The organism is Paenibacillus terreus, assembly GCF_042138595.1.
GTDB lineage: Bacteria > Bacillota > Bacilli > Paenibacillales > Paenibacillaceae > Paenibacillus > Paenibacillus terreus.
Genome location: NZ_JBHIRX010000003.1, coordinates 31318 through 57368, shown reverse-complemented (window position 1 = coordinate 57368; position 26051 = coordinate 31318). Strand labels below are relative to the sequence as shown.

At 49.4% G+C, this 26051-nt stretch carries 14 protein-coding genes; 11 read left to right on the top strand and 3 right to left on the bottom strand.

Features of this window, described 5'->3' with window-relative positions; all coding sequences use genetic code 11:
• Window positions 1-314 precede the first annotated feature (314 nt).
• Both ACE5KN_RS07210 and ACE5KN_RS07205 read right to left on the bottom strand, forming a co-directional pair.
• Window positions 315-1109, bottom strand: coding sequence for a flagellar motor protein MotB (locus ACE5KN_RS07210; RefSeq protein ID WP_375528093.1), 795 nt, complete (start codon window positions 1107-1109; stop codon window positions 315-317).
• The gene (locus tag ACE5KN_RS07205) at window positions 1093-1893 is read right to left on the bottom strand and encodes a flagellar motor protein (protein ID WP_375528092.1); all 801 of its coding nucleotides are present in this window, start codon (window positions 1891-1893) and stop codon (window positions 1093-1095) included. Before ACE5KN_RS07205 ends, ACE5KN_RS07210 begins: the two co-directional genes overlap by 17 nt.
• A 291-nt stretch (window positions 1894-2184) precedes the next feature.
• On the opposite strand from ACE5KN_RS07205, the gene uvrB reads away from it, so the two are divergent.
• The 8 genes from uvrB (at window position 2185) to galU (ending at window position 20943) form a co-directional block, all read left to right on the top strand.
• On the top strand, window positions 2185-4176 hold the full coding sequence (gene uvrB / locus ACE5KN_RS07200; RefSeq protein ID WP_375528091.1) for an excinuclease ABC subunit UvrB: 1992 nt from the start codon (window positions 2185-2187) through the stop codon (window positions 4174-4176).
• A gap of 141 nt (window positions 4177-4317) precedes the next feature.
• Window positions 4318-7182 (top strand): excinuclease ABC subunit UvrA, encoded by a 2865-nt coding sequence (uvrA, locus tag ACE5KN_RS07195; RefSeq protein ID WP_375528101.1) that lies wholly within the window; start codon window positions 4318-4320, stop codon window positions 7180-7182.
• Between the two features lie 201 nt (window positions 7183-7383).
• The gene (locus tag ACE5KN_RS07190; RefSeq protein ID WP_375528090.1) at window positions 7384-8796 is read left to right on the top strand and encodes a hypothetical protein; all 1413 of its coding nucleotides are present in this window, start codon (window positions 7384-7386) and stop codon (window positions 8794-8796) included.
• 391 nt (window positions 8797-9187) lie between these two features.
• Window positions 9188-10354, top strand: a complete 1167-nt coding sequence (locus ACE5KN_RS07185) for a S1C family serine protease (RefSeq protein ID WP_375528089.1) — start codon at window positions 9188-9190, stop codon at window positions 10352-10354.
• Between the two features lie 56 nt (window positions 10355-10410).
• Window positions 10411-12315: a stalk domain-containing protein gene (locus tag ACE5KN_RS07180; protein WP_375528088.1), complete on the top strand. Its 1905-nt coding sequence runs from the start codon at window positions 10411-10413 to the stop codon at window positions 12313-12315.
• A gap of 633 nt (window positions 12316-12948) precedes the next feature.
• Window positions 12949-15462: a U32 family peptidase gene (locus ACE5KN_RS07175; protein ID WP_375528087.1), complete on the top strand. Its 2514-nt coding sequence runs from the start codon at window positions 12949-12951 to the stop codon at window positions 15460-15462.
• Window positions 15463-15898: 436 nt separating this feature from the next.
• Entirely contained in the window at window positions 15899-19477 is a 3579-nt protein-coding gene (locus ACE5KN_RS07170; RefSeq protein WP_375528086.1) for a DEAD/DEAH box helicase, read from the top strand.
• 569 nt (window positions 19478-20046) lie between these two features.
• Window positions 20047-20943, top strand: coding sequence for a UTP--glucose-1-phosphate uridylyltransferase GalU (gene galU, locus ACE5KN_RS07165; protein ID WP_375528085.1), 897 nt, complete (start codon window positions 20047-20049; stop codon window positions 20941-20943).
• A 37-nt stretch (window positions 20944-20980) separates the two neighbouring features.
• Here the strand turns inward: galU and ACE5KN_RS07160 are convergent, their stop codons facing one another.
• Complete coding sequence (locus ACE5KN_RS07160; RefSeq protein WP_375528084.1) at window positions 20981-23440, bottom strand: O-antigen ligase family protein; 2460 nt, start codon at window positions 23438-23440, stop codon at window positions 20981-20983.
• A gap of 133 nt (window positions 23441-23573) precedes the next feature.
• Here ACE5KN_RS07160 and ACE5KN_RS07155 point away from each other — a divergent pair, with 133 nt between their 5' ends.
• Genes ACE5KN_RS07155 through ACE5KN_RS07145 form a run of 3 tightly spaced genes read left to right on the top strand, consistent with a single transcriptional unit; the run spans window position 23574 to window position 26050 of the window.
• Window positions 23574-24506, top strand: coding sequence for an NAD-dependent epimerase/dehydratase family protein (locus tag ACE5KN_RS07155; RefSeq protein ID WP_375528100.1), 933 nt, complete (start codon window positions 23574-23576; stop codon window positions 24504-24506).
• 35 nt (window positions 24507-24541) lie between these two features.
• Window positions 24542-25303 (top strand): ABC transporter permease, encoded by a 762-nt coding sequence (locus tag ACE5KN_RS07150; RefSeq protein WP_375528099.1) that lies wholly within the window; start codon window positions 24542-24544, stop codon window positions 25301-25303.
• A 12-nt stretch (window positions 25304-25315) separates the two neighbouring features.
• Complete coding sequence (locus ACE5KN_RS07145) at window positions 25316-26050, top strand: ABC transporter ATP-binding protein (protein WP_375528083.1); 735 nt, start codon at window positions 25316-25318, stop codon at window positions 26048-26050.
• Window position 26051: the final 1 nt, after the last annotated feature.

Below are 26051 nucleotides of genomic sequence, written 5' to 3'. Positions count from 1 at the left end.
TACACCATCCCCTATAGGTATCCGACTCACTCTGGATACTGGACTCTGAGCGGGGCGAATCCCCTTCTTCCAAGAAAGCTAGAAAAAAAGCTGTCTGCTGATTCAGCGCCAACTCCAGTTGCTAGATCCCTGTTTTACCCAGTTACATCAAGGCCTGTTTGCTTCATGCTGCGAAAGTTGAGTTATAAATTTTCGCAGCAGTTTGTCGGGAAAGAAATGTTTGGCACACTTTTTCAAAAGCCTCGTCAAAAGAGGCTGAAAACAAAAACCTCTGCATCCATCGGACACCCGACGATACAGAGGTTCTATATTTCTCACTGCTGCAGCTGCCGCAGCACGGTTATCTCCACTCGGCGGTTCTTCTGGCGTCCGGTGGCGGTGGAGTTATCTCCTACGGGACGTGTATCGGCATACCCGGCATATTGGAAATGTGTCGGGTCCAACTGCTCGCGTTCGATGAAAAACCGCAGCACCGACAGCGCACGTGCGCCCGACAGGTCCCAGTTGTCACGGTAGGTGGAGCCGCTTCCCACAGGAGTATTATCCGTGTGGCCTTCAATGCTTACAGGAGTGTCCAGATTACGGAACAGACTGGCGAGTTTGGCCAGTGTGGGAGCGGAGCCGGGTTTAAGCGCCGCATGTCCCGAATCAAACAGGAAACGGTCGCTCAGTGTAATGGAGATTCCACGCGGTTCATCCGCAACGAAAATCTGGTTCTGAAGATTATTGTCCTCTACATACTTTTGAATGACTCCCATCAGGTTTTGCAGCTCCTGCTCCTGCTTTCTGAAGGCCAACTCGCGCTGGCTGAGCGTATCTGTCCCCTCGGCGCCCTTGTTTGTCGTATCGGAAGAAGGATTGCGTGTCGTGTTTACGTCCGTCTTGCCGGTCAGACCTGAGCCCATTTCAAGTATGGAATCCCCCGAACGAAACGTATTTTGGAGCGCATGCGTGACATCATCGTATTTTGCCGTATCCAGCCGGCTCATGGCAAACATCATGACAAAAAATATAAGCAGCAGGGTAATCAGATCGGCGTAAGTGATCAGCCAGCGATCTCTGCTTCCGTGCTCCTGACTGCGGCGCCGGCGGCTAGCGCGTGCTCTCATTCAGGGCCTCCTTGGTGTCGGCGGACGGAATCGCCCGTCTGTTCGGACGGTGGTGGAACTCCAACTTTTTCCGCACAAGCTGCGGGTTCTCGCCGTTCTGCACTGCGATAATTCCCTGCATCAGCATCTCCAGCGTGCTGAGTTCATCCTCGCCGCGCGCCCGAATTTTGGATGCGATAGGCAGAAAGATCAGGTTGGCGCTGGCTACGCCGTATAGCGTGGCCGTAAAAGCCAACGCGATGGAAGGCCCCAACTCGGAAGGCTCGGTCAGGCTGCCCAGCACATGAATCAGCCCCATGACCGTGCCGATAATTCCCATGGTTGGCGCGTATCCTCCGGCAGACTCGAATATTTTGGCGTAGCCTTCATATCTTTGCTCCACTGCGTCAAGCTCCACTTCCAGAATCTCTTTCACCTGCTCCTGGTCCGTACCGTCAACGACAAGCTGAATACCCTCGCGGAGGAATTCATTGGGGTGATCCATCGACGAACGCTCAAGCGCAAGTACGCCCGAACGGCGTGCAATCGCCGACATCGCAACAATATCTTCCAGAAGCTGGCCTTTGTCCAGCGGCTCCTTTCCAAAAGCAATGCGCAGCGCTTCCGGTATGGTGCGCAGCTTGGAGACGGGATAGCTTATAACGACGGCCGCAGCTGTTCCGCCAAAAACGATCAGGGCGGCCGTCCACTGCAGCAGCCCGGAGAACTGTCCGCCCTCCAGCATGAAGCCTCCGACCAGAGCGGCCAGGCCTGCAGCGATTCCAAGAAGTATTGTGATATCCAACTATGTTCACTCCTATCCAGACTTTACGTTTGCATCCCATATACGAAAGAGGTATAATGGTACGGGAACAAACATTCTTATTAAACATATATTTTCCGTTTCATTTCTCGGGAAATATCGACATAGAAGCAGGTACTTTGAATTTGGAAGGATTGCTTTCACACGATATTAACAACAATCTATAGTTTTTAAACGGCAAATGCCGTCTGATTTTGAATACTATAGATGCTTTGAATCGAAATTTGCAGTTTCCAGTGCTTCCATTTTAGACGATAAGGGTGATGCAGGGCAATGAGCGATATTGTTGTCAGCAACAAGACTTTTGAAATCCAATCGGAGTTTTCCCCCCAAGGCGATCAGCCCAAGGCGATATTTGAATTGGTCGAAGGGGTCCGGCAGGGGAAGAAGCATCAGACGCTTCTTGGCGCGACAGGAACAGGGAAAACATTCACGATTGCGCAGACCATTGCCAAGCTGCAAAGGCCAACGCTGGTGATTGCGCACAATAAGACACTCGCTGCCCAGTTGGCAAGCGAGTTTAAGGAGTTTTTCCCGAACAACTCTGTTGATTATTTTGTAAGTTACTATGACTACTATCAGCCGGAAGCGTATATTCCGTCTTCCGACACTTATATAGAGAAGGACTCAAGCATCAACGAAGAGATCGACAAGCTTCGGCACTCGGCGACAAGTTCGCTGTTTGAACGTCGTGACGTCATCATTGTGGCGAGCGTTTCCTGTATTTACGGTCTCGGTTCTCCGGAGGAATACGGCAGCTTGCTGCTATCCCTGCGCGTAGGGATGGAGAAGCCCCGCAATGAAATTTTGTCCAGGCTGGTGGATATCCAGTATCAGCGCAATGACATTAATTTTGTGCGGGGCACTTTCCGTGTGCGCGGAGATGTCATCGAGATTTTTCCGGCATCCCAGGGGGAGCATGCGATCCGCGTCGAACTGTTCGGAGATGAAATTGAGCGCATTACAGAGATTGATGTGCTTACAGGGGAATTGCTGGGTGAACGCGAGCATGTGGCCATCTTCCCGGCATCTCACTTCGTTACCCGTGAAGAGAAAATGCGGGTAGCGCTGGTGAACATTGAACGGGAACTGGAGGAACGGCTTGCCGAATTGCGAGCGGATGGTAAGCTGCTTGAGGCGCAGCGGCTGGAGCAGCGTACCCGCTATGACATTGAAATGATGAAGGAGGTCGGCTTCTGTTCCGGCATCGAGAACTACTCGGGACCGCTGACATTCCGTGAGCGGGGGGCGACTCCTTACACACTAATGGATTATTTTCCGGACGATATGCTGATCGTCATCGATGAATCCCACGTGACGCTGCCTCAGATTCGCGCCATGTACAACGGGGACCGGGCACGGAAGACGGTGCTGGTGGAGCACGGCTTCCGGCTGCCGTCCGCATTGGATAACCGGCCGCTCAAATTTGAGGAATTTGAAGACAAGGTAAAACAGATTATCTATGTATCTGCCACACCGGGACCGTACGAGTTGGAGAAATGCAGCACCATGGTTGAACAGATCATCCGGCCTACCGGTCTTCTCGATCCTGTAATTGAAGTCCGTCCGACCAAGGGGCAAATTGACGATTTGATCGGGGAAATCCGGACACGGGTCGAGAGGGATGAAAGAGTGCTCGTCACGACTCTGACGAAGAAGATGGCGGAAGACCTGACCGATTATCTGAAGGAAGTCGGAATCAAGGTCCGCTACATGCACTCCGAGATCAAAACGCTGGAGAGGATGTCAATTCTGCGTGATCTGCGGCTTGGTACCTTCGACGTGCTGGTCGGCATCAACCTGCTTCGGGAAGGACTGGATCTGCCGGAAGTATCCCTGGTGGCCATTCTGGATGCGGACAAGGAAGGCTTCCTGAGATCCGACCGTTCCTTGATCCAGACGATCGGCCGGGCGGCCCGCAACAGCGAGGGTCTTGTTATTATGTACGGTGACAAGGTGACGGACTCCATGGATAGGGCTATCAAGGAAACGGCCAGACGGCGGGAGATCCAGATCCAATTCAATGAGGAGCACGGTATCACTCCACAGACGATCCGCAAGAAGGTGAGAGATGTCATCGAAGCGACGAAGGTTGCCGAGTCCCGCAATGATTATCTTCCCGGCCCTTCGGGTAAGATGTCGAAGAAGGAACGGCAATCGCTTATACAGCGTCTTGAGGCGGAGATGAAGGAAGCTGCGAAGAACCTGCAATTCGAACGTGCGGCGGAGCTGCGCGACGCCCTGCTGGAGCTGCAAGCGGAGTAGGAATCGCTGCGCTAGGATGTCAAATTTGAATGGGAACGGCCGCTATTCCTGGTCGTTCCCTTTACATAAAGCAGCGGCTGTTCCGGACTGCCAGTCCGGCAGAATGGCCGGAATGTGCTGTATAAAAGGGAGATGAAACTTTTGGCGAGTGAAAGCATCATCATCAAAGGTGCGAGGGCACATAATCTGAAGAACATCGATGTCACCATTCCGCGCGACAAGTTTGTCGTGCTGACCGGGCTGAGCGGTTCGGGCAAATCATCGCTTGCCTTCGATACGATTTACGCTGAGGGGCAGCGGCGTTACGTTGAATCCTTGTCGGCATATGCCCGCCAGTTTTTGGGGCAGATGGAGAAGCCGGACGTGGATTCCATCGACGGATTGTCCCCGGCCATCTCCATTGACCAGAAGACGACGAGCCGCAATCCGCGTTCGACCGTGGGCACCGTAACGGAGATTTATGATTATTTGCGCCTGCTGTTTGCGCGGATCGGCCGGCCGCATTGTCCGGAACACGGTATTGAAATCACTTCACAGACGGTTGAGCAGATGGTGGACCGGATCATGCAGTATCCCGAGAGAACGCGCCTGCAGATTCTGGCACCGGTCATATCCGGCCGTAAAGGAGAACATAAAAGCCTGTTCACCGAAATTGCCAAGCAGGGCTTTGTTCGCGTTCGCGTGGACGGCGAGCTGAGGGATCTTTCGGAGCAAATCGAACTGGAGAAAAATAAAAAGCATACGATCGAAGTGGTTGTCGACCGGATCGTCGTCAAAGAGGACGTGCAAACCCGGCTCGCGGATTCTATCGAAACAGCGTTGAAGCTGTCCGGCGGCCAATTGCTGGTTGACATTATGGGACAGGAGGAGCTGCGCTTCAGCTCCAATTTTGCCTGCCCGATTTGCGGCTTCAGTATCGAAGAGCTTGCGCCGCGCATGTTTTCGTTCAACAGCCCGTTCGGAGCCTGCCCTGACTGCGACGGACTCGGTGTCAAGATGATCGTCGATCCCGAGCTGCTCATTCCCGATCCGCGCAAGAGTGTTGAGGAGGGGGCGTTTGAAGCTTGGAGCGGAGGCACTTCCAATTATTATCCGCAGTTTCTTAAATCGGTCTGCGAGCACTTCGACATTCCGCAGGACGTGCCGGTCAGCGAGCTGACCCAAGGGCAGATGAGCATTATTCTGTATGGCTCCGGCAAAGAGAAGGTACGCTTTGTTTACGAGAATGACTTTGGTCAGCGCAAGGAGGCGTACGTTGCCTTCGAGGGGATTATCCCTAATCTGGAGCGACGCTATCGTGAAACGGCTTCCGAGGGGATCCGTGAATTCATCGAAGGGTTCATGGGATCAAAGCCCTGTGGCACCTGTAAGGGGCACCGGCTCAAGAAGGAGAGCCTTGCGGTGACCATTAACGAGCAAAATATGGCTTATGTCACAAACCTTTCGATCGGAGAAGCCCGCACTTTCTTTGAAAATCTGGATCTGAGCGAGAAGGAACGCTCCATCGCCAATCTGATCCTGAAGGAAATCAACAGCCGTCTGGGCTTCCTGGTGAATGTGGGGCTTGATTATCTTACGATGAGCCGTGCTGCGGGCACACTGTCTGGGGGAGAGGCGCAGCGCATCCGGCTTGCTACCCAGATCGGTTCCAGTTTAATGGGCGTGCTTTACATTTTGGACGAGCCCAGCATCGGACTTCATCAGCGTGACAATGACCGGTTGATCCAGACGCTTGAGCATATGCGCAATCTTGGCAATACGCTGATCGTCGTTGAGCATGACGAAGATACGATGTTTGCAGCGGATTACATTATTGATATTGGTCCGGGAGCAGGCATTCACGGCGGAAAGGTCATCGCAGAGGGCACACCTGAACAAATCATGAATGATCCCAACTCGTTGACAGGGCAGTATCTCAGCGGCCGCAAATTCATACCGGTGAACACGGAACGGCGTAAGCCGTCAGACAAATGGCTGGAAATACGGGGGGCCAGAGAGAACAACCTGAAGAACGTCAACGTCAAGATTCCGCTCGGAGTGTTCTCTGCGGTAACGGGTGTATCCGGCTCCGGCAAATCGACGCTTGTTAACGAAATTTTATACAAAACACTGGCCCGTGACCTGAACAGAGCGCGGGTGCGTCCCGGACAATACAAGGAAATCCGCGGACTGGAGCATCTTGACAAGGTTATTGATATCGATCAGTCTCCGATCGGGCGCACGCCGCGCTCCAATCCGGCGACATACACCGGTGTATTTGACGATATCCGCGATCTGTTTTCACAGACCAATGAAGCGAAGGTGCGTGGATACAAAAAAGGCCGCTTCAGCTTCAATATTAAAGGCGGACGCTGTGAAGCATGTAAAGGGGACGGCATTATCAAGATTGAAATGCACTTCTTGCCAGACGTATATGTCCCTTGTGAGGTCTGCAAAGGCAAACGGTACAACCGCGAGACGCTTGAAGTGAAATACAAAAACAAAAGCATTGCGGATATATTGGAAATGACCGTTGAGGATGCGACCAAATTTTTTGAAAATATCCCTAAAATCCATCGCAAAATACAGACCTTGCTGGATGTCGGGCTCGGTTATGTCACGCTGGGCCAGCCGGCGACAACCCTGTCTGGCGGCGAAGCGCAGCGGGTAAAGTTGGCTTCCGAGCTTTATAGACGAAGCACGGGCAGAACGATTTATATTCTGGATGAGCCGACAACGGGGTTACACGTGGATGATATCGACCGTCTGCTTAAGGTGCTTCACCGCCTGGTGGATTCGGGAGAAACCGTTCTGGTCATCGAGCATAACCTTGATGTCATCAAGACGGCGGACTATTTGATCGACCTTGGACCGGAAGGCGGCAGCGGAGGCGGCACCATTTTGGCGACAGGTACGCCTGAGGAGCTGGTGCAGGTAGAAGCCTCTTATACCGGCAAATACCTGAAGCCTGTACTGGAACGTGATACGGAAAGAAGCAAAGCGCTGCAGGCGGCCGAGCTTGGCTGAATGATCACATAATATTAACTGTCACCCTGTTATGCTCGAACGGAAATCAGTCCGGGTTGAACAGGGTTTTCCTTTTTGCCAAAATAACGTTTTGGCCACCAGGGAGTTGGGTAAATAATTTCATGTCTGTGTTTTTTTCGCATACATATGTATGTATCCGGACAACGTATATGCTTTTGAAAGAGCGACAATAGACCTAAAATGAACGGCAAAAGGGCTACTGGCCATGCAGGAGAGAAGCTTCGCCGTATGGAATATAGAGAGGCATCGGATCGGACACAAGGCTTCCGGCGTGTCCGGGAGCAAACTACAGCTGTCCACTGGACGGTACATACGGAAAGGATGGTAGCGAAGTTGAACTTTTTTGGAACAGCTGGCCAAGGGAAGAAATGGATGAAGCTTTTGTCCGGAGTTGCACTGTCTGTGCTGGTAATTGGGTCTTCGACCGGGCTGTCAGGCATGGCAGATGCGGCAGCAGGCGTACCGCTGGAAGCTGAAATTGCAACAAGTGCTGCAATCGGCCCGTTCAACGATGAGGGTTATGAGCAGGATTACATTCAGCCTGTAACAGGCGGAGGTTTTTCCATTCTCCAGATGGAGAACGACGAAGCGTCCAGCGTTCTTCAAGTGACTTATAGCAAATTGGACAACGAGCTTGAACCGTTGTGGACACATTCTATCACTTTGAACAAGCAGGCTGGCTCGAGGTCAGGCAGAGGCATACAGCGTGAAACTGCTGACGGAGGACAGCTGTGGCTGGCAGATTATATAAATGAGCAGTCAGACAGGGAACTGTTCGCGATTCGTACGGATAGCCGAGGGGATACCGAGTGGTCATACCCCCTACAAACGGAAGAACTCTTCGGCAGCCGCACGGATACCCGGATCGGTCTTGAGCCTCTGGAGGATGGCGGGTTTCTGGTCTCCTCGCTTGATGAGTCAGCGGATGAGTTCACGGTCAGCAAATATGATCGGGATGGCAAATTTCTTTGGCATAAAGTAACGCGCCATATAGAAAAAGGCTGGCTTATTGGCAACGGGAGCAGTTATACCATGGTATTGAACCAGACCGGCGGGCGCGGCGGGCGCGGTCCCGCGGTCGTTCTGGCAGACGTGTATGGCAAAGAGCAGAACAGAATAAGTCTAAAGCTTGGCAACGCTATGAAGATATCGGGAATACAAAGGCTGAATGATGGCCGGATAGCTGTGACCGGGGAGTTCGAACGGGGAAAGAAGAAGCATGTAAAGCAGACACTTGTGCTCAATCGCCGTTTTCAGCCAGTGAGCTTGTCTCCGGAATATGGCCCAGGCACTGCCTATATCCCTGATGACCAGACGTTGGTCCGCATAGAGGATCAATATGACATCATTGATAGCGAAAGCGGGCTGACCATGCATGGCATCGTCATTACAGGGCTGGATGTAAGAGGAAGAGCCAAATGGCAGGCCTCTACGCATTATCGGGAGGATCCGCATTTCCGGGTTGTATACGATGGGGACCTGGCTTATAAAATTCCTGAAGGCTATGCGCTGATTAGCAGAACTTCCGGAAGCGACAGCCTTGTTCTGGATTTTATCAAGATTCTGCCGCCGGTTACAGAGAAAGATTCGTAGACCGGAAAGTCTGGAATAGTAGATTACAAGGCTATCATTATACGGGCGCCCGCAGCTTTCAGAACGTCCGCAGTCACTGATGAGAGGAGGGTGGCTGCGGGCTTTTTCAAGATATTAGAACGTGTAAACCTCCTGGTATAACCCTCCTGATATCACAAGAAAAACTCCGCTAAATCAAAAAAATAGGACTATATTGATTTGTTTTTCATGTCAATTTTATGGTAATTTCATACTATCTATACCAATCTATTCTTGCTCTTTCGCAGATGTGCATCTGTAAAGAAATTGAGGAGAATTTTGCGGTAAAATAGATTAGTATAAACCTAGATACATAGTCAGGCCGCATGAGCTGAAAATCAGGCATGGCGGTGAGAGAGGAAACAGGTGAAGTATGAGAACAAAGGGGAATGCTTGGCTCGCTGCAGGTCTGGGGGCGGTTGTACTTTTGGGCAGCAGCGGTACGGAGGCCGCGGCAGCGGGCGAAAAGGCGTTAAAGGCGCAAAAAATCAACGGCTCTATTTACGTCAATGTGAATGACCTCAATAAAGCGCTGGGGACAAGCGGCACATATAACGGAGCCAGTGGGACTTATACATTGTCTACCGGCACGATTCCACAGGTTGTAGAAAAGGTTTCGCCCTCAGTGGTGGGCATTATCGGCCGTCCGGCTTCTTCGGATACTTCTTCCGGCGGTGACCGCTACAATCTGGCTCACGGTACCGGCGTCATTATCAAGAGCAATGGGTGGATCGTGACGAACGCGCACGTTATTGATGGGCTGGACGAAGTGCTGGTTGTCACATCAGACGGCAAAACCTATGGCATTACGGAACGCTTTAGCGATCCGGTCAGCGATTTGGCTGTAATCAAGATTAGCGCAAACAATCTTAAGCCGGCGGTGTTTGCAAATTCTACCGCACAACTGCAAGTCGGGGAGCAGGTGATTGCCATCGGGACACCGATCTCTTTTTCCCTGCGGAACTCAGCGACAACGGGCGTCGTTAGCGGGCTGAATCGCGGGGTCAACGCCTCTTACAAGCTGATTCAGACGGATACGGCCATCAACCCGGGCAACAGCGGCGGGCCGCTGGTCAACATGAAAGGGCAGGTCGTCGGAATTAATACGATGAAATTTTCCGCAGTTGGCATCGAGAATATGGGCTTCTCAATTCCGGCGGATACGGTTAAATATGTCATCAATCAGTTTTTTAAATACGGGGAGGTACGGCGGGCAAGCCTTGGCTTGGAGCTTGAGGAAAGCTGGTCCGCTATCGTTGGCCTTCCGACAGATGATCCGCTTACCGTGAAAGGGGTCGCTTCAGCGGAAGCGCAGCAGGCACAGATTGCCGAGGGCGATGAGCTCTACAGCATCAACGGAAAACGGATGGCGTCCATCATTGATATCAATGAGCTGATGAAGAGCTTTCAGCCCGGCCAGACCGTTACACTCCTCATGCAATCGGACGGGGATATCGTTGAACGCAAGCTAAAGCTGAGCAGAGACGACGGCAGCATGCTGGATGCGGCGATGGCTGAATCCTCCAAGCCTGCCGAATGAAGCGTATTGCCAGTTCACTGAATGTACTAAAAATATGCATTTATAGGGGTAAGAGCATGAATCCATTCCAAAAGAAAATTACTCGCAGGCTTGCAGTCGGTCTGACCGCCTTGAGTCTGCTCTTTCCGGTGCTGCCTGCCGCGGCGGATGGTGAGTTAACGGAGCTTCGCCTGCAGACCGGAAGCACGAAAGCCGTGCTGAATGGCCAGAATATTGCCATTGCAAAGCCTTATACCAAGAACGGCACGACAATGGTTCCTGTCGGTGTGTTCAAGAAAGCCTTTAACAGTCAAATTCGTCTGGAGCAGAGCGATGTGGTCAAGGTGATGAGCGGCCCCCATACGGTCACTATGACGATTGGCAGCCGGACGGCATGGGTAGACGGCCAGAAGATTAAACTGCCTGCAGCACCGGAAATGAGCAGCGGTACGCTCATGATACCGCTGCGGCCTGTGGCGGAAGGCCTGGGCGGCAGCCTTAAAACGGGCGGTGGCAGTCTCGTTGTCCGCATGGAGGCCAGCTCGGGAGGAGCAGCGGCAGAGCCGGAGGTTCCGACGATCGATAAAGACGAAGGAAAGACACGGGTTGGCAACAGCTATTACAATTGGTCGATGAGCTATCCGACTGGGCTGATGATTGGCCAAAGCGGCGAAGACGAGAGCATCGCCACCTTCATGAGCGAGGACGGCACCTATTATATGGAGGTTCATGTCGCACCGCAGCCGGTTCCGTATGATGCAGATGACCTGCTGCAGCAGCTCGTGCAGACCGCGAAGGAAACCGGCGAGACGATTATTGACCGTCGAGCATACCCGGATGCGGATGTGCCTTATGCACGCGTCATAACGAAGGATGGGGACGGTGCACTTTGGGAGAACAGGCAGTATTATGACCATGGGCAGGTATATGTTGTATATCTTACTGACTCAACCGCCGCCAACTACAAGGATCTCAATAAGTATGCGGGGCTTCTGAATTCGTTCAAAACCTCCTTTGACTCGAATGACAAGGCCATTAAGGATATTTCCACCATTGAAGGCGGCATGAAGGATGTATATAACAGCGATTACGGCATTGCCTTGAAAATTCCGGCAGGCTGGACGGGGGACAATAGCAGCATGCTGTATGAGGGCCGAGACGGTTCCAAGCTCAAGCTTACAGTAACCTCGGCCCCGCAGGGCTCTTCTTTGGAAGAATGGGTAACGCAGCTGCAGTCCTGGTTGAAGGATTCATATACATCCTCCGCTTATGAGGTCAAGAAGACATATCCGCTGGAAGTGGCAGGCAAGAACGCTTTAATCCATGAATACCGTTACAATTTCGGGAATGGCTGGGTGAAAGAATACGATGTTATGCTGCAGGAGAACGGTTACCGCTACCTTGCGGAATACTCGTTCCCGGACAATGACGGCAAAGGGCAGGATCAGTTTGAGCTGCTGGTGCGCAGCCTGGACATCGATTTCAGTGTGGTTTCCTCCAACTTCGGTCAGCTCGAAGAGGATGTGTATCTGACAGATAAGACGAAATCAGATCGTAAAATATCCAAGGCTTACGGGTATTCGGTGGACATACCGGCCTACTGGACGCCGGTGAGCGAACGCTTTGAGTCCGCGGATGTTGAATATCAGTTCATTGGCGGCAGCTTCTCCATCCGAATTGATGAAGATCAACCGTACGAAATGACGGTATCCCAGCTTAAGGATTTTTACAACAACGAAGGGAAAGAGTACACGAAGCTGAAAGTTGAAGAAGTGAAGGGCATTAACTTTGCCGGAGTACCGGCCGTCTCCTTCACCTTCCATCAAACGGATAACGGCATCAGCTACACCGGCCACCAAATTTTGCTGGAGCATAACGGTGCCACCTATATTCTGTCCACGACGCTGAATGATGCGAACAACACGGCGGCACAATCGCTTGCGCTCAATTCCGCATTAAATTCGTTCAAGTTCGTCGATTAGGAACAAATCTAATCATAAGTGCAAGGACCTCAAATTCCACAGTTCAGTGGGAGATGAGGTTCTTTTTTTTCAATCAATTGCAATACCTAGCGGAGCATCAGAAAGCATAAAATTACTTTTGAGAGAGAATCTCCTTTTTGTGGGCTGCTGGATGGCTTGGAAAAGAGTTATTCCTTCCATCCAAGTACCTTTATTCAAATTGTGTTTTATAGCAGAATAAATTCGGGGACATAGGTGAACGCTGTTTTTTTACCGAACTCTCTTCGTCTTCACTGTGATTCGAACCAGCTGAAAATTTTCTGAAAGGAATGTCTGGAAAGAGTAGAAGGAAGCTGCGCAGTCTGGTACACTAGATTAGTTATAATGTCACTGATTTGTACAAAATGAAAGATGAGGCAGTATATTTCTGCTGCACATCATTCTTTTTTCAGATACTTTGAAAAGTGCGTCGATAGATGGGTTTGTTTAGATAGCAGAAAGAATGATCTTCGAAGCGCGAGCTTCCTGATATCATAGGGGAAAACTCTAGTTAGAGTAGTCTGTCATGAAAGTACGTCTTTTTTTCTTATAGGAACTCGGCAGTGAAATAGTTAAGAAATACCGGCGCAGTAGGCGCAGATCAGGGAGGATTATATGGATATACAGCAATTGCGGAGAGAAGATGTGGAGCTGCTGGCACCGGCAGGCGATTGGGACTGCATGCGGGCGGCCGTGGCCAACGGGGCGGATGCAATCTTTTTCGGTGTGGAGAAGTTTAATGCCCGGGCACGTGCCAACAACTTCCGGATGGACGAGCTGCCGGAGATTATGGCATTCCTGCACAGCTATGGGGTCAAGGGCTTTTTGACCTTTAATATCCTCGTTTTTGAGAATGAAATGGAGGATGCCAAGGAACTGATTGATGCCTGTATTGACGCGGGTGTGGATGCGGTGATTGTGCAGGATCTGGGCCTTGTAAAAATGATTCGCGAGATCTCGCCGGATTTCCCGATTCACGGTTCCACACAGATGACCATCACTTCTCCGGAGGCGGTGGAATTTACGAAACCGTTCAATATGGAGCGGGTTGTGCTTGGACGGGAGAATAATCTGAAGCAGATCCAGAAAATCGGCGAGCAGGCACGGCTGCCGATGGAAGTATTCGTACATGGGGCACTGTGTGTCTCTTACTCGGGCCAATGTCTAACCTCTGAAATGTGGGGCGGACGGTCCGCAAACCGCGGCGAGTGCGCCCAGGCGTGCCGCCTGCCGTATGACCTGATGGTCGATGGCGATCAGAAACCGATGGGCGATGTGGCTTATTTGCTGTCGCCAAAGGACCTGGCAGCGATTGATATTATGCCGGAGCTGATCGAGGCTGGTGTAACCTCCTTCAAGATTGAAGGGCGCCTGAAGTCGCCTGAATATGTAGCTAACGTAGTCAGCAAATACCGCAAGGCCATTGACCGCTACTTCGATGGTGACAATACGAAGCCGAGCAAAGAAGAAATCCGCGAGCTGCAGCAGAGCTTCTCGCGTGGTTTTACACACGGTTTCCTGGACGGGACCAACAACAAAAAACTGGTGGACGGTACATTCCCGAAAAGCCGCGGCGTCTATCTTGGACGTGTGGAAAAGATTTTGCGCGACGCTGTCGTATGCCGGATTGAGGCGCCGCTCAAGCGTGGGGACGGCATCGTGTTTGATGCCGGCGATCCGACGAAGAAGGAAGAAGGCGGACGTGTCTACGATATTCGCCGCAAAGGCGTCAAGGTGGAAGGTGAAGCCGGCGAAGGCTGGGTGATTGATATCGTGCCAGGCCGGAACGATGTAGACCTGCGCCGTCTTCATGTCGGCGACCGCATCTGGAAGACGAACGACCCGGCGCTGGATAAGCGCCTGCGCCAGACATTTGAGACGGAGAAGCCGTACCGCGTCTTCCCGGTGCATGTGAAGGCTGTAGGCCATCCCGGCCAGCCTTTGACGACATGGTGGACCGACGTGCAGAAGGGCACAACGGTCCGCGTCGATTCCGAGCTGGAACTGGAGATCGCCCAGAAGCGTCCCATGACCGCCGAGCTGCTCGAAGAGCAATTCGGCCGCCTGGGCGGGACTGTGTTCCAGCTGGAGGCACTGGACGTCCACCTGCACGGGGACGTCATCGTGCCGATGCGCGAGCTTAACAACATCCGCCGTAAGGCGGTGGAACAGCTCGCGGGCGAACGGCCGAAACCGCCGGTCTATGTGAAACGGGCGGTTGAGGTTTACGGCGATGCGGCCGTGCCGGCAGCGCCGGTGGCTCGCGGTCAGGCGGAGCTGACCGCGCTGTGCCGCAGCCTCCCGCAGGTGGAGGCTGCGCTCGAAGCCGGCGTGGAATTCATCTACGCCGACTTCGAGTTCATCAAGCAGTTCCCGGCAGCGGTTAAAGCCGTGCACGCCGCTGGACGCAAGATTGCGCTGGTTACCCCGCGCATTCACATGCCTGGCGAAAACGGCTACCACAACAACATCCTGCGCCTTCAGCCGGACGCGGTGCTGGTGCGCAACACCGGTGCGCTCTATTTCTATCTGAAGCACCGCCGTGAGAATCCGGACGCCCAGCATCCGGAGCTGATCGGGGACTTCTCGCTGAATATCGCGAACCACAAGGCGGTTGACCTCTTCCTGGAGGCCGGCTGTGATGCCGTAACGCCGTCGTACGACCTGAACATCCAGCAGATGGTTGATCTGCTGGGACGGTCACGTACGGACAAGATGGAGGTCGTCATCCACCAGCATCTGCCGATGTTCCATACCGAGCATTGCGTGTACTGCACCTTCCTGAGCGAAGGCACAGACTACACCAACTGCGGCCGTCCGTGTGAGGAGCACCGCGTCTCCCTGCAGGACCGCATCGGCATGTCCCATCCGGTCCGCGTCGACGAGGGCTGCCGCAACACGGTCTACAACGCTATCGAGCAGTCCGGCGCGGAGTACCTGTCCAATTTCATGGACCTCGGGGTCTCCCGCTTCCGCGTAGAGTTCCTGGAAGAGACGCCGGAACAGGTGCACGAGGTCATAGATCTCTACAAACGAGCCCTGCGCGGCGAAATCAGCGGCACTCAGGTATGGAAGACGTTGAAGGCCACCAACCAGCTTGGAGTAACGAGAGGACAGTTGGTGAAATAACCATACAGTGTAGCTTTTTTGACTCTTCAAATATGAACTGCAAGGTATACCACAACTATGATATTGTAATAGTGTGAATATACTGTATTTACGCCTCCAGCCGGACCACATACTGTGGGGCTGGAGGTTTTTTTAGATATAAGAAAGTTTAACTTCGGGAGAATTCTTCTTTATATTGTAAGAAAAACTACTGCTAATTACAGTCTGGCCCTCTTTGGAGAGCGATAGATGTTTTAGGATTATAGCGTACTATGTCAAATAGTTTTTCAGCGGAGCAGAGCAACCCTATAATCTTAAGAAAAGCTTCAGCAAAGTGTGGTCTGTCTCTTCTGTGAAAGAACGTCGATAGACGTTTTTCTTATCTGGTAGCGCAAATGGAAGAAATAAAGGTTAAGTGTTAGTAGGAACTCGTTTGGAGAAAGGAGGTACAGAAGCAGTGTTTGATTATAGTTTGTCCGATATACGTGCTCTGTACGGAACAACAGCCTATAACAGGGGAAGAGACTATTGTGATTCGGGCCGCGTGATTTCTCTTGAGCTTGAAGAAAATGAAGACTGGTCCGATACAGGCGAAAGATATAACGCTGTCGTGCAAGGAAATAAAAAATACAAAGTTACAGTCGACATAGATGGCTTTGGAGAGATAGAGACGAATTGTACCTGTCCAGCCTATGGTAGTTATTATTATGAAGGCTGCAAGCATATTGCGGCAGTGCTGATAGCCATATACAGAAGGAACCAGGGGGCTGCAAAGCAGGAGGCAAACAAGGAAAAGGAACGCCTTGCACAGGAAGGACTCTCCATTCGCGGACCGAACTCCATGCTGAATCACGTGAACCGTACTACTTCAGGCTTCAGCAGCCTTCCGCAGACGAACAGCAGGCAGAATGTGCACACTTTTCCGGTTAGTCAGGGATCCATAAATTCCAGGCAGCAGAAGCCACCAGCAGTCAGTTACGCGGCAGCAGACCAGATGATGAAAATACTGGATGTGCGGAAAACGGGCCCGGATGAGGCTCCGGCGGCCGCCAATACGACCATGAGTACCTCAGGGAAAGACACGCTGCAGGTGGAATATATAATAAAGGTTATGGACGGATACAACGTTGAGGATTATTTGGCACTGGAGATGAAAATCGGGGTCAAGCGAACATATATCGTGCAAAAGATCAGAGACTTTCTGGATGCGTTGGACAGAGGGGAGTCGTATCCTTTCACAAAAATATTTACCTTTGATCAGACAAGCCAGGTTTTTCTGCCAGAGGATCAGGCTATTATGGACATCCTGCTGCGCGTTAGAGCCAATGAAAGGTTGATGAAGAAAACAATAAATCCTTATTCCTCCAGTCTTGGCACCCATGAAGATCCCAAACGAATGTACATTCCGCCTATAGTCTGGGATCAGCTGCTGGACAAGCTGGTGCAAGCGAAGCATGTCATCTGGGAGGGGAAGGGCACATTAGGCAATGCTCAGCTTGAGCAGACTGAGGGATTGCCGCCAATTCAGTATAAGATCACTCCGGGTCAGGAGGACGGTTATGTTTTGAAGGTGGAAGGTGTAGACAGGCTGGCTCTGCTGGAGAATTACGGAGTCGTGCTGGAGTCGGGGAAATTGTTCAAAATGGAGCCCCGGCAGATTCGGCAGCTTTCTAAGTTGAAATCCACATTGTCCGCTTATGGCGGCAAGGGGCGGATTGAGCTATCTGCCCGACAGATCGAGCCCTTCCTGCAGCATACACTGCCTGTGCTGCGCCAGCTCGGCCAGGTAAGGCTGGACAAGCAGGTGCAGCAGAAGATTCAAGAACCAGAGCTTGCCGTCAAGGCTTTTCTGGATCAAGAGGATGACAGTCTGGTGCTGCGCGCCGAATTTCATTATGGGGATATTGTAATTGATCCTTTATCGCCCGCGCCCAAGCAGCGCAAATCTGAAGAGATCATTCTCATTCGTCATGGTGAGCGTGAACAGCGTGTATTGAGGCTGCTGGAGGAGACTTCTATGTCCTGTATCAACGGCCGTTGGCTGGCCAGTACGAATGAGCAGATGTATGAGATGCTGTATCTGGTGCTGCCCGCGCTGGAGGAATTGGCAGAGCTGTATGTGTCACAATCGGTACAGCAGTTCAGACAGCGTTCCGCAAGCCCGATGAAGCTGAAGGCGGACCTGACGCAGGGGCTTGACTGGCTGGAGCTTAACTTTGAGCTGGAGGGCATAGAAGCGGAAGAAATCAGTCATATTCTAAAGCATATAGTAGAGAAGAAAAAATATGTGCGTTTGCGTGACGGTGTGCTGCTGTCATTGGAAGGACAGGCTTATGATGAGATACGGACAGTAGTTGAACAGCTGGACCTGAAGCGTGATCAGGCAAAGCAAGGCGTGTTTCGCATCCCGGGTCTGCGAGCTCTGCAGCTGTTTCACCCCGAGGAGACGAAGAGCAAAGCTGTGCGTCTTGGCAAAACTTTGCGTCAGTTTCTGGAGCGTCTGCTTCATCCGGAGCGGATGTCGTACGAGCTGCCAGCCAGTCTGGAGCCGATATTGCGGGATTATCAGGCGGAAGGCTTTCAGTGGTTCAAGAACCTGTCTTGCTTTGGTTTTGGCGGGATTTTGGCTGATGATATGGGCCTGGGTAAAACCTTGCAGACGATCGCCTACATTCGCTCTGAACTGGACGAGCGCGCAGCGGCCGCTGTGGCGGGCGCTGAAGCAGTCAATAAAACAGGTGCTGAGGCAAGTACTGGTGTAGGAGATAGACCGGGCAATGAAGCAGAGTCAGGCAGCCGGTATGCCGATCCTGCAGTACAGCAGCCTGTGCTGATCATTACACCGGCTTCACTCACTTACAATTGGGAGAATGAGCTGCGCCGTTTTGCCCCGGAACTGAAGGTCGCAGTAGCTGCTGGCGACAAAGAACAGCGCAGCAGTTTGATGGAGGATATGCACGCGCAGGCTTACGACGTGCTGATTACCTCTTACCCGCTGCTGCGCCGGGACGCGGAATGGTACAAGGACAGGGATTTTCCCATTCTGATTCTGGACGAGGCCCAGGCGATCAAGAACAGCGGCTCCCAGACGGCACAGCTGGTGAAGCAGCTGTCCGCACAGCATCGGTTTGCCTTAACAGGGACGCCGATCGAAAACTCGCTGCAGGAGCTTTGGTCCATCTTCGAGGCTGTTTTTCCCGCTCTGTTCCATGGGCAAAAGCACCTGCATGAGCTGCCGCGTGAACGTATTGCACGTATGATTTCACCATTTCTGCTGCGCAGGCTCAAACAGGATGTGCTGGAGGAGCTCCCGGACCGGATCGATACCATCCATCGCTCTGCACTTACCAAAGAGCAGAAGAAGCTGTATTTGGCATATATGGCACGGTTACGGGAGGACACCTTGAAGGATCTGGAGACAGAAGGCTTCCAGAAGAGCCGCATACGGATTCTGGCCGGGATTACGCGTTTGCGCCAGCTTTGCTGTCACCCATCTCTGTTCATTGAGAATTACAAGGGAACCTCCGGCAAGCTGGAGCAGCTGCTGGAGCTGGTGGCGGACGGTCTGGTCAATGGGCGGCGCTTCCTGATCTTCTCCCAATTTTCCAGTATGCTGGGGCTGATTCGTACTGCATTGCAGGAGCACGGCCACCAGGCCTTCTATCTCGATGGAAGCACTCCCGCCAGTGAGCGCGTCGAGATGAGCCGCCGCTTCAATGAAGGGGAGCACGACATTTTCCTCGTCTCGCTTAAGGCGGGCGGTACCGGCCTTAATCTCACCGGCGCCGATACGGTCGTGCTGTTCGATCTGTGGTGGAACCCGGCAGTCGAGGAGCAAGCCGCGGGCCGTGCCCACCGCATGGGACAGCGCAAAATCGTGCAGGTATTCCGCATGGTGGCGGAAGGCACGATTGAGGAGAAAATGCTGGAGCTGCAGCAGAAGAAGAAGGACCTGATCGAGGATGTACTGAACTCTTCCACGGGCAACACCTCCGCAATGAGCGAGGAGGACATCAGGGAATTGCTCAATATGTAGACCGCAGAGAAAAGTCTGTCGTGATGTGCTGACTACCGTTGACATGTAGAGTACACCTCGCGCTGGGAGCTGCGTACGGCGCGTAATTGATGGATATGCAACCTGAACATGATGGTGGATTTTCTGAAACGATCGTGTACAGGCAAGCTGAAGGTAATCATCCACCGGCATCTGTCAAGGTTCCATACCACTAACCGCGGCCGTCGTGTGAGCAGCACCGCGTCTCCCTGATGGATCGCATCGGCATGTCCCACCCGGTCCACGTCGATGAGGGTTGGCGCAACACGGTCTACAACGCCATCAAGCAGTCCGGAGCTGAGTATTTGTCCAACTTCATGAACGTCGTGTCTCCCGCTTCCCCGTAGGTTTCTGGAAGAGATGCCGGAACAAGTACACGAGGTCATCGACCGATACAAACGTACCCTAAGGGTGAAATCAGAGGCACCCAGGGGGGGCTAAAAAAATAAGCCGTATTAAAATATGATTTGCTATAGTCTAGGAGATACCTGCTATAATAGAGTAATGTATCTAAACTAATTGATATGGAATGAGGTAAAGGAGCAAGTTACATGAAGAAAATTCGTAAAGCCATTATCCCGGCGGCTGGCCTAGGTACGAGATTCCTGCCAGCAACCAAAGCGATGCCTAAAGAAATGCTTCCCATTGTCGATAAGCCAACCATTCAATACATTATTGAAGAAGCAGTTGCCTCGGGGATAGAGGATATTATTATTGTTACGGGTAAGGGCAAAAGGGCGATTGAGGACCATTTTGATTCCTCCTTTGAACTTGAATACAATTTGGCCGAAAAAGAGAAATGGAAGCTGCTTGATGAAGTACGAAAGCCCTCGGAGATGGCGGATATTCATTACATACGCCAAAAGGAACCAAAAGGACTGGGACATGCAATCTGGTGTGCCCGCAAATTTATCGGGGAGGAGCCTTTTGCCGTTCTCCTTGGGGACGATATCGTTGAGTCCGATGTTCCTTGTCTCAAGCAGATGATTGATGTATTTGACCGATACCAGCGCGCTGTGGTAGGGGTTAAGCAGGTCCCTTGGAACGAAGTGAACCGCTACGGTATTGTTGAAGGTACTTCACTTGAGAAAAAGATTGTCGAAGCGAGACGGTTAGTGGAGAAGCCGAAGGCGGAAGAAGCGAAATCAAACTTGGCTATCATGGGACGGTATATTTTGACCCCGGATATTTTTGAATTGCTCGGTCAGCAAAAGGCAGGCGTGAACGGTGAAATTCAGCTTACCGATGCATTAGCAGAACTAGGGGAACACAGCCCGATTCTTGGTTATGAGTTTGACGGAAACCGGCATGATGTAGGAGAAAAATTAGGTTTCATTGAAACCACTATCCATTATGCACTCAAGCACAGTGAGTTGAAAGACGATGTTCTCGATTATATGAGACGGGTGGTTGAGAAAATAGATCAAGAAAAAACGGTCACTCCTTAAGGAGTGACCGTTTTTTCTTGCCTAGTACATTCCGTATTTATTGTAGTTGTAAAGCAACCAAATCATCAATTTGTTGTTTTTCATTAGCATCGGCTTGAATCAGCTTGTCATACCAAGTCTGATCTACCTGCCCTTGTTTCTGAGTAGCGGCGACATAGTAGCGGACGATTTCCTTATTTGTCGCGTTGCTCAGATCTTCATTCAAAAAAGGCTGCAGGATTGCTGCCGCTTCGGCAGGTTTATTGGACATAAATTGAATTTTCCCTGTATTTAAAGCAATTTCAGGTGTCACATTAAATGGTTTCGTAATCATTATGCTTTTAGGCAGATTATTGATATGCGCAACACCATCCAGCACTTGTTGATATGCGTTCAAGCCTGCTTCAAAATACTGCTGCTGCTTTGCAGTATCCTCTTGCTCTCTCGCTTGATTGCCGAGAGCAAAGGCTTGCTGGATGAGATTGCTGTACCACGTAATATCCCATTTATAATTCGAAATTTTGTCTTGTAGGATCTCAAAAGCCTTCTCATTGTCGTTCTTCAGCTGATAATGAGACATTAGATTAGAAGTCATGCTTTTATTAAAAGGCTCTGCTTTTAAGCCCCGCTTCAGCAAGTCTTCATCAGCCGTATAAAACTGTTCGTTCTGAGTTTGTTTATATGCCGCTTGATATAGCGATGACAACAGGATTAACGAATCCGGATGTGTCGGCCGGATGGATAAATCCTCATTTACTGCCGCCTGAATCTGATCAAAAGATTGGCTCGTACGAGCAATCTGCCTGGCTTCCGTGGACGCATTACTTGATTGTATAAAACGTAAACCAGTGAATACAAGGATGATCGCTATAATTCCAATGACCCCGCTGTATAAGGGTCTGAAAGCGGCAGGATTCAGAGAAAGCCGTTTTACCGGTCTGCTGTGCATTGCTGCGGCCATACCTCCCAGCCCAACAAATACCAGCATGCCCATAAACACATAGCTCAGGTTAAAGTCCAGAATACTGTGCAGCAGGATGGACAGCGTTAAAATGAAATAGAGGAAGTAAGAATCCCGCTGCTCCGCATGCTGAATATATCCTCGGATATATTTATAAAACACAAACAAAATGAAAGCCATAAAAATAGCAAAGCCTAAAATGCCAACCTCGACTAAATACTGCATAAAGAAGTTATGCGCCTGACGGCTTGTATAAGGGTAATCCTGATACTTCTCGTAGAGCGTTGCCCAACCACCGCCGCCCGCTCCGATAATCGGATAATCGGCAATCAGCTTGGAAGCATCTTCATAAAACTGGAAGCGCTCCAATACACTGTGCTGCTGGAAGTTGATACCTTCCACACGCACACGGATATTTTCAGGCAGTACGTTGCGCAGGCTTGTACCAATTAACAAGAAGGCCACAACCCCGACGATGACGACCGAACCAACCGGGAGCCACAGGTTGGAAAATTTTTGCGAAGCCCAACCCTGCATGCCATTCTCCAGCTTAGGAGCGACATACTGTTGAATCAGCCAGGATATTACGCCTGCAACGAGCGAAGCCGCAATGAGCAGTCCCCAGCCTTTAGCTGCAGTGGCTCCGTTGTACGTTTGATTCAGCTGAAGCCCCATATTTGTAATCGGGCTAAGAACAGCCAACGAGACAATTCCTGATACTGCACAATGGATAATCCACAGCAGCTGCCGAGCTGGTTTGAAGAACAGCAACAACAGAATGAATACAACTGGCATCATAACCAATCCGCCACGGGACAAGGTCAGGAACAGAGAAACGAGAATCGGAACGAGCATAAAACCATGTGTCAACTGCCCGAACCAGGTCTTCGATTTCATCAAGCTAAAGATGGCTGCAAAAAAGAAGGCCATTAGAAACGCTGCGTATGTATTCGCATACTGGAATACAGAGGTCAGACGAAGACCATTGGTATCCGTCATGACGGCACTGGTGTACCGGTTTTGATACACCGCGCTGGAGAACCAGTCTACCAGCTTGCCGGCCAGTACCCACTGTCCGAACCAGTTGATAAAACCAAAGCCTATGATCAGATAGGCAACGCTCATAATCGTGGTCTGGATGATGTTATTGCCCAGCCGATCCTGCAAGAGGTACAATGACATGATGAACATGGCGGCATAAATGCACTGCACGATCACCATATTCATGGCCAAGTAGTGCGAAGCCGCAGAAACTAGCGACAATACATACGTCAGCGGAAGCAGCACTACCATCACAGCCAGCCAGTCTCTTTGCTCTTCCAGTCTGAATTCTTTATAATAGCTTAGTATTGCTATAATCAAAAGAATTGAGGTGATCGTGAGAGCCCAATAAACAGGCTTCTCAAAATCAAGCATCTGTCCGTTGAACAGAGCGGCCTGAAATGGAGACCAGATAAAAAACAACATGATTCCAACAATTAACACCCAAAATAACGACGACCTTTTATCGTCACGGGTCGACGTTTGGGCCTGTTTCCCGTATACTGGATTCGACAAGGTTTACAATCTCCTTTTCTTGTAGATGCAGTCAATATTTTAACATAGCATACCTAGATTATAAAATACGATGTCTTTAAATATCTTTAGGAAACTATGGATTTTAAATAATATCTAATGAGTTGGAGTGAACGTGTTGAGAGTACTTGTAACGGGGGGAGCCGGATTTATAGGTTCTCATGTGGTTGATTCACTTGTGGAATCTGGACAAACAGTAGCAATAGTTGACAATTTATCAACTGGATATAAGGAGAATATAAATAAGAAAGCTGTTTTTTTTGAGATGGATATAACATCTATCGAACTCACCAATGTATTCGAAGTTTTTAGGCCAGATGTAGTTATTCACATGGCTGCTCAAGTGAATGTTAATAGATCTATTATTGATCCAATAAAAGACCAAAAAATAAACATCTACGGAACGGTTAATATACTGGAAAATTGCAAAAAATTCGCAGTGAAAAAAATAGTATATTCTTCTTCCGCAGCTGTTTATGGATATCCGAAATCCAATCCAATAGGCGAATGTCATGATACAGAACCAATTTCCTTTTATGGTATTTCTAAGATGGTTCCTGAGAATTATATAAAAACCTATTCTTCTTTATATAACTTGAAATATACCATATTACGTTACTCTAATGTCTATGGCCCACGTCAAGATTTTTTGGGTGAGGGCGGCGTTATTTCTATCTTTTTAAATAATATATTAAGGAATGAGCAAATAGTTGTATTTGGGAATGGCAAGCAAACTAGGGATTTTATTTATGTTCACGATGTTGTATCAGCAAATATAATTGCTGCGAATAATGATATAAATGGCACTTTCAATATCAGTACGAATAGTTCAATTACTATCAACCAGCTTTTGGATATTCTCGAAAAAGTGAGTAACAGAAAGATAAGCCCAATCTATAAAGAAGCACGTAAAGGTGACATTGAAAAAAGTTGTTTAGACAACCAAAATGCGAAAAATTCGTTGAAATGGAGTCCCAAATTTGAACTTGAAATGGGACTTCAGAATACATTTGATTATTATCACTCTCTTTTTATAAATCGAAAATAAAAAAATGAAAGGAACAACCCATGAAAGCATACTTAATGAATTTTTTGAAATACAGATTTTTACTTAAAGAATTAGTGGTAAACGACATTAAGCTCCGCTACAGAAGATCAGTTTTAGGGATTATATGGAGTGTGTTACAACCAATATTCATGATGTTGGTCCTTACGATTGTATTTTCGAGTTTGTTTAAAAGCGACATACCTCATTTTGCAGTTTACGTGTTGACTGGCAGAATTATATGGGACTTGTTTTCCCAATCTACTACCTCAGCAATGACTTCTATTGTAGATAATGCTTCACTAATTAAAAAGGTTTACATTCCGAAGTATATTTTCGTTCTCGCTAAAACAGTATCTGCATTGGTAAATGTATGTTTTTCTATCATAGCTCTATTGTTGGTGATAATTATTACAGGTGTAAAAATATCTCCTACAATTTTCTTGTTACCATTTCCTTTATTGTATACTTCGATGTTTGCAGCTGGTTTAGGTCTTTTGCTTGCAGCATATTCAGTCTTCTTTAGAGATTTGAATTATCTGTATGAAATATTACTTACGGCATGGATGTATTTCACTGCATTGTTTTACCCAATAACTATAATTCCGGAGAACCTCAGATTTATATTAACCATTAATCCGATTTATCAAATGCTTGCCATGTTTAGGGATGTTACAATGTATAACGTTGTTCCAAACTTTCAACAAAACTTAACTTGTTTTCTCATTGGTTTTTTTACACTAGTGCTTGGATTCTATGTATTCTATAAAAAGCAAGATAAGTTTATATTGTATGTATAAACGGAGGAAAAGATGTCAGATAACTATGTAATTGAAGTCGATAACGTTTCAATGATGTTTAATCTTAGTACTGAAAAAATTGATAACTTTAAAGAATATTTTGTTAAACTGATAAAAGGAAAGTTATTTTTTGAGGAATTTATGGCCTTACAAAATGTTTCTTTTAATGTAAAAAAAGGCGAGATATTTGGACTAGTAGGACTAAATGGTTCTGGAAAAAGTACTATGTTAAAAATAATAGCTGGTGTATTAAAGCCAACGAAAGGGAGGGTTCAGGTAACTGGAACCATGGCTCCCTTAATTGAGTTGAGTGCTGGATTCAATATAAACTTAACTGGTCGGGAAAATATATTTCTAAATGGTTCAGTTTTGGGATACTCGAACCAATTTATGAAAGAAAAATTTGACGAGATAGTAGATTTTGCTGAGTTGCATAGCTTTATAGATGTTCCTATTAAAAATTATTCTTCGGGCATGCTTGCCAGGTTAGGCTTTTCTATAGCTACATTAATTAAACCTGAGATTTTAATAGTGGATGAAGTACTATCGGTCGGTGATTTTAAGTTCAAAGAAAAATGTGAGAAACGAATAAAGGATCTGATCAGTGAGGGGACAACTGTATTATTCGTTTCACACTCAGCAAAGCAAGTTGAGGAGCTTTGTCATAGAGTTGTTTGGTTGGATAAAGGCGAAGTGAAAATGTTGGGGGAAACAAAAGAAGTAATGGCAGCATATCGACAAAGTTGAT

What these genes read in the sequence shown, in the direction of transcription:
- ACE5KN_RS07210 (WP_375528093.1), bottom strand. Translation starts at nt 1,109, where the DNA reads ATGAGAGCACGCGCTAGCCGCCGGCGCCGCAGTCAGGAGCACGGAAGC.
- uvrB (WP_375528091.1), top strand. Translation starts at nt 2,185, where the DNA reads ATGAGCGATATTGTTGTCAGCAACAAGACTTTTGAAATCCAATCGGAG.
- ACE5KN_RS07190 (WP_375528090.1), top strand. Translation starts at nt 7,384, where the DNA reads ATGAACGGCAAAAGGGCTACTGGCCATGCAGGAGAGAAGCTTCGCCGT.
- ACE5KN_RS07185 (WP_375528089.1), top strand. Translation starts at nt 9,188, where the DNA reads ATGAGAACAAAGGGGAATGCTTGGCTCGCTGCAGGTCTGGGGGCGGTT.
- ACE5KN_RS07180 (WP_375528088.1), top strand. Translation starts at nt 10,411, where the DNA reads ATGAATCCATTCCAAAAGAAAATTACTCGCAGGCTTGCAGTCGGTCTG.
- ACE5KN_RS07175 (WP_375528087.1), top strand. Translation starts at nt 12,949, where the DNA reads ATGGATATACAGCAATTGCGGAGAGAAGATGTGGAGCTGCTGGCACCG.
- galU (WP_375528085.1), top strand. Translation starts at nt 20,047, where the DNA reads ATGAAGAAAATTCGTAAAGCCATTATCCCGGCGGCTGGCCTAGGTACG.
- ACE5KN_RS07150 (WP_375528099.1), top strand. Translation starts at nt 24,542, where the DNA reads ATGAATTTTTTGAAATACAGATTTTTACTTAAAGAATTAGTGGTAAAC.
- ACE5KN_RS07145 (WP_375528083.1), top strand. Translation starts at nt 25,316, where the DNA reads ATGTCAGATAACTATGTAATTGAAGTCGATAACGTTTCAATGATGTTT.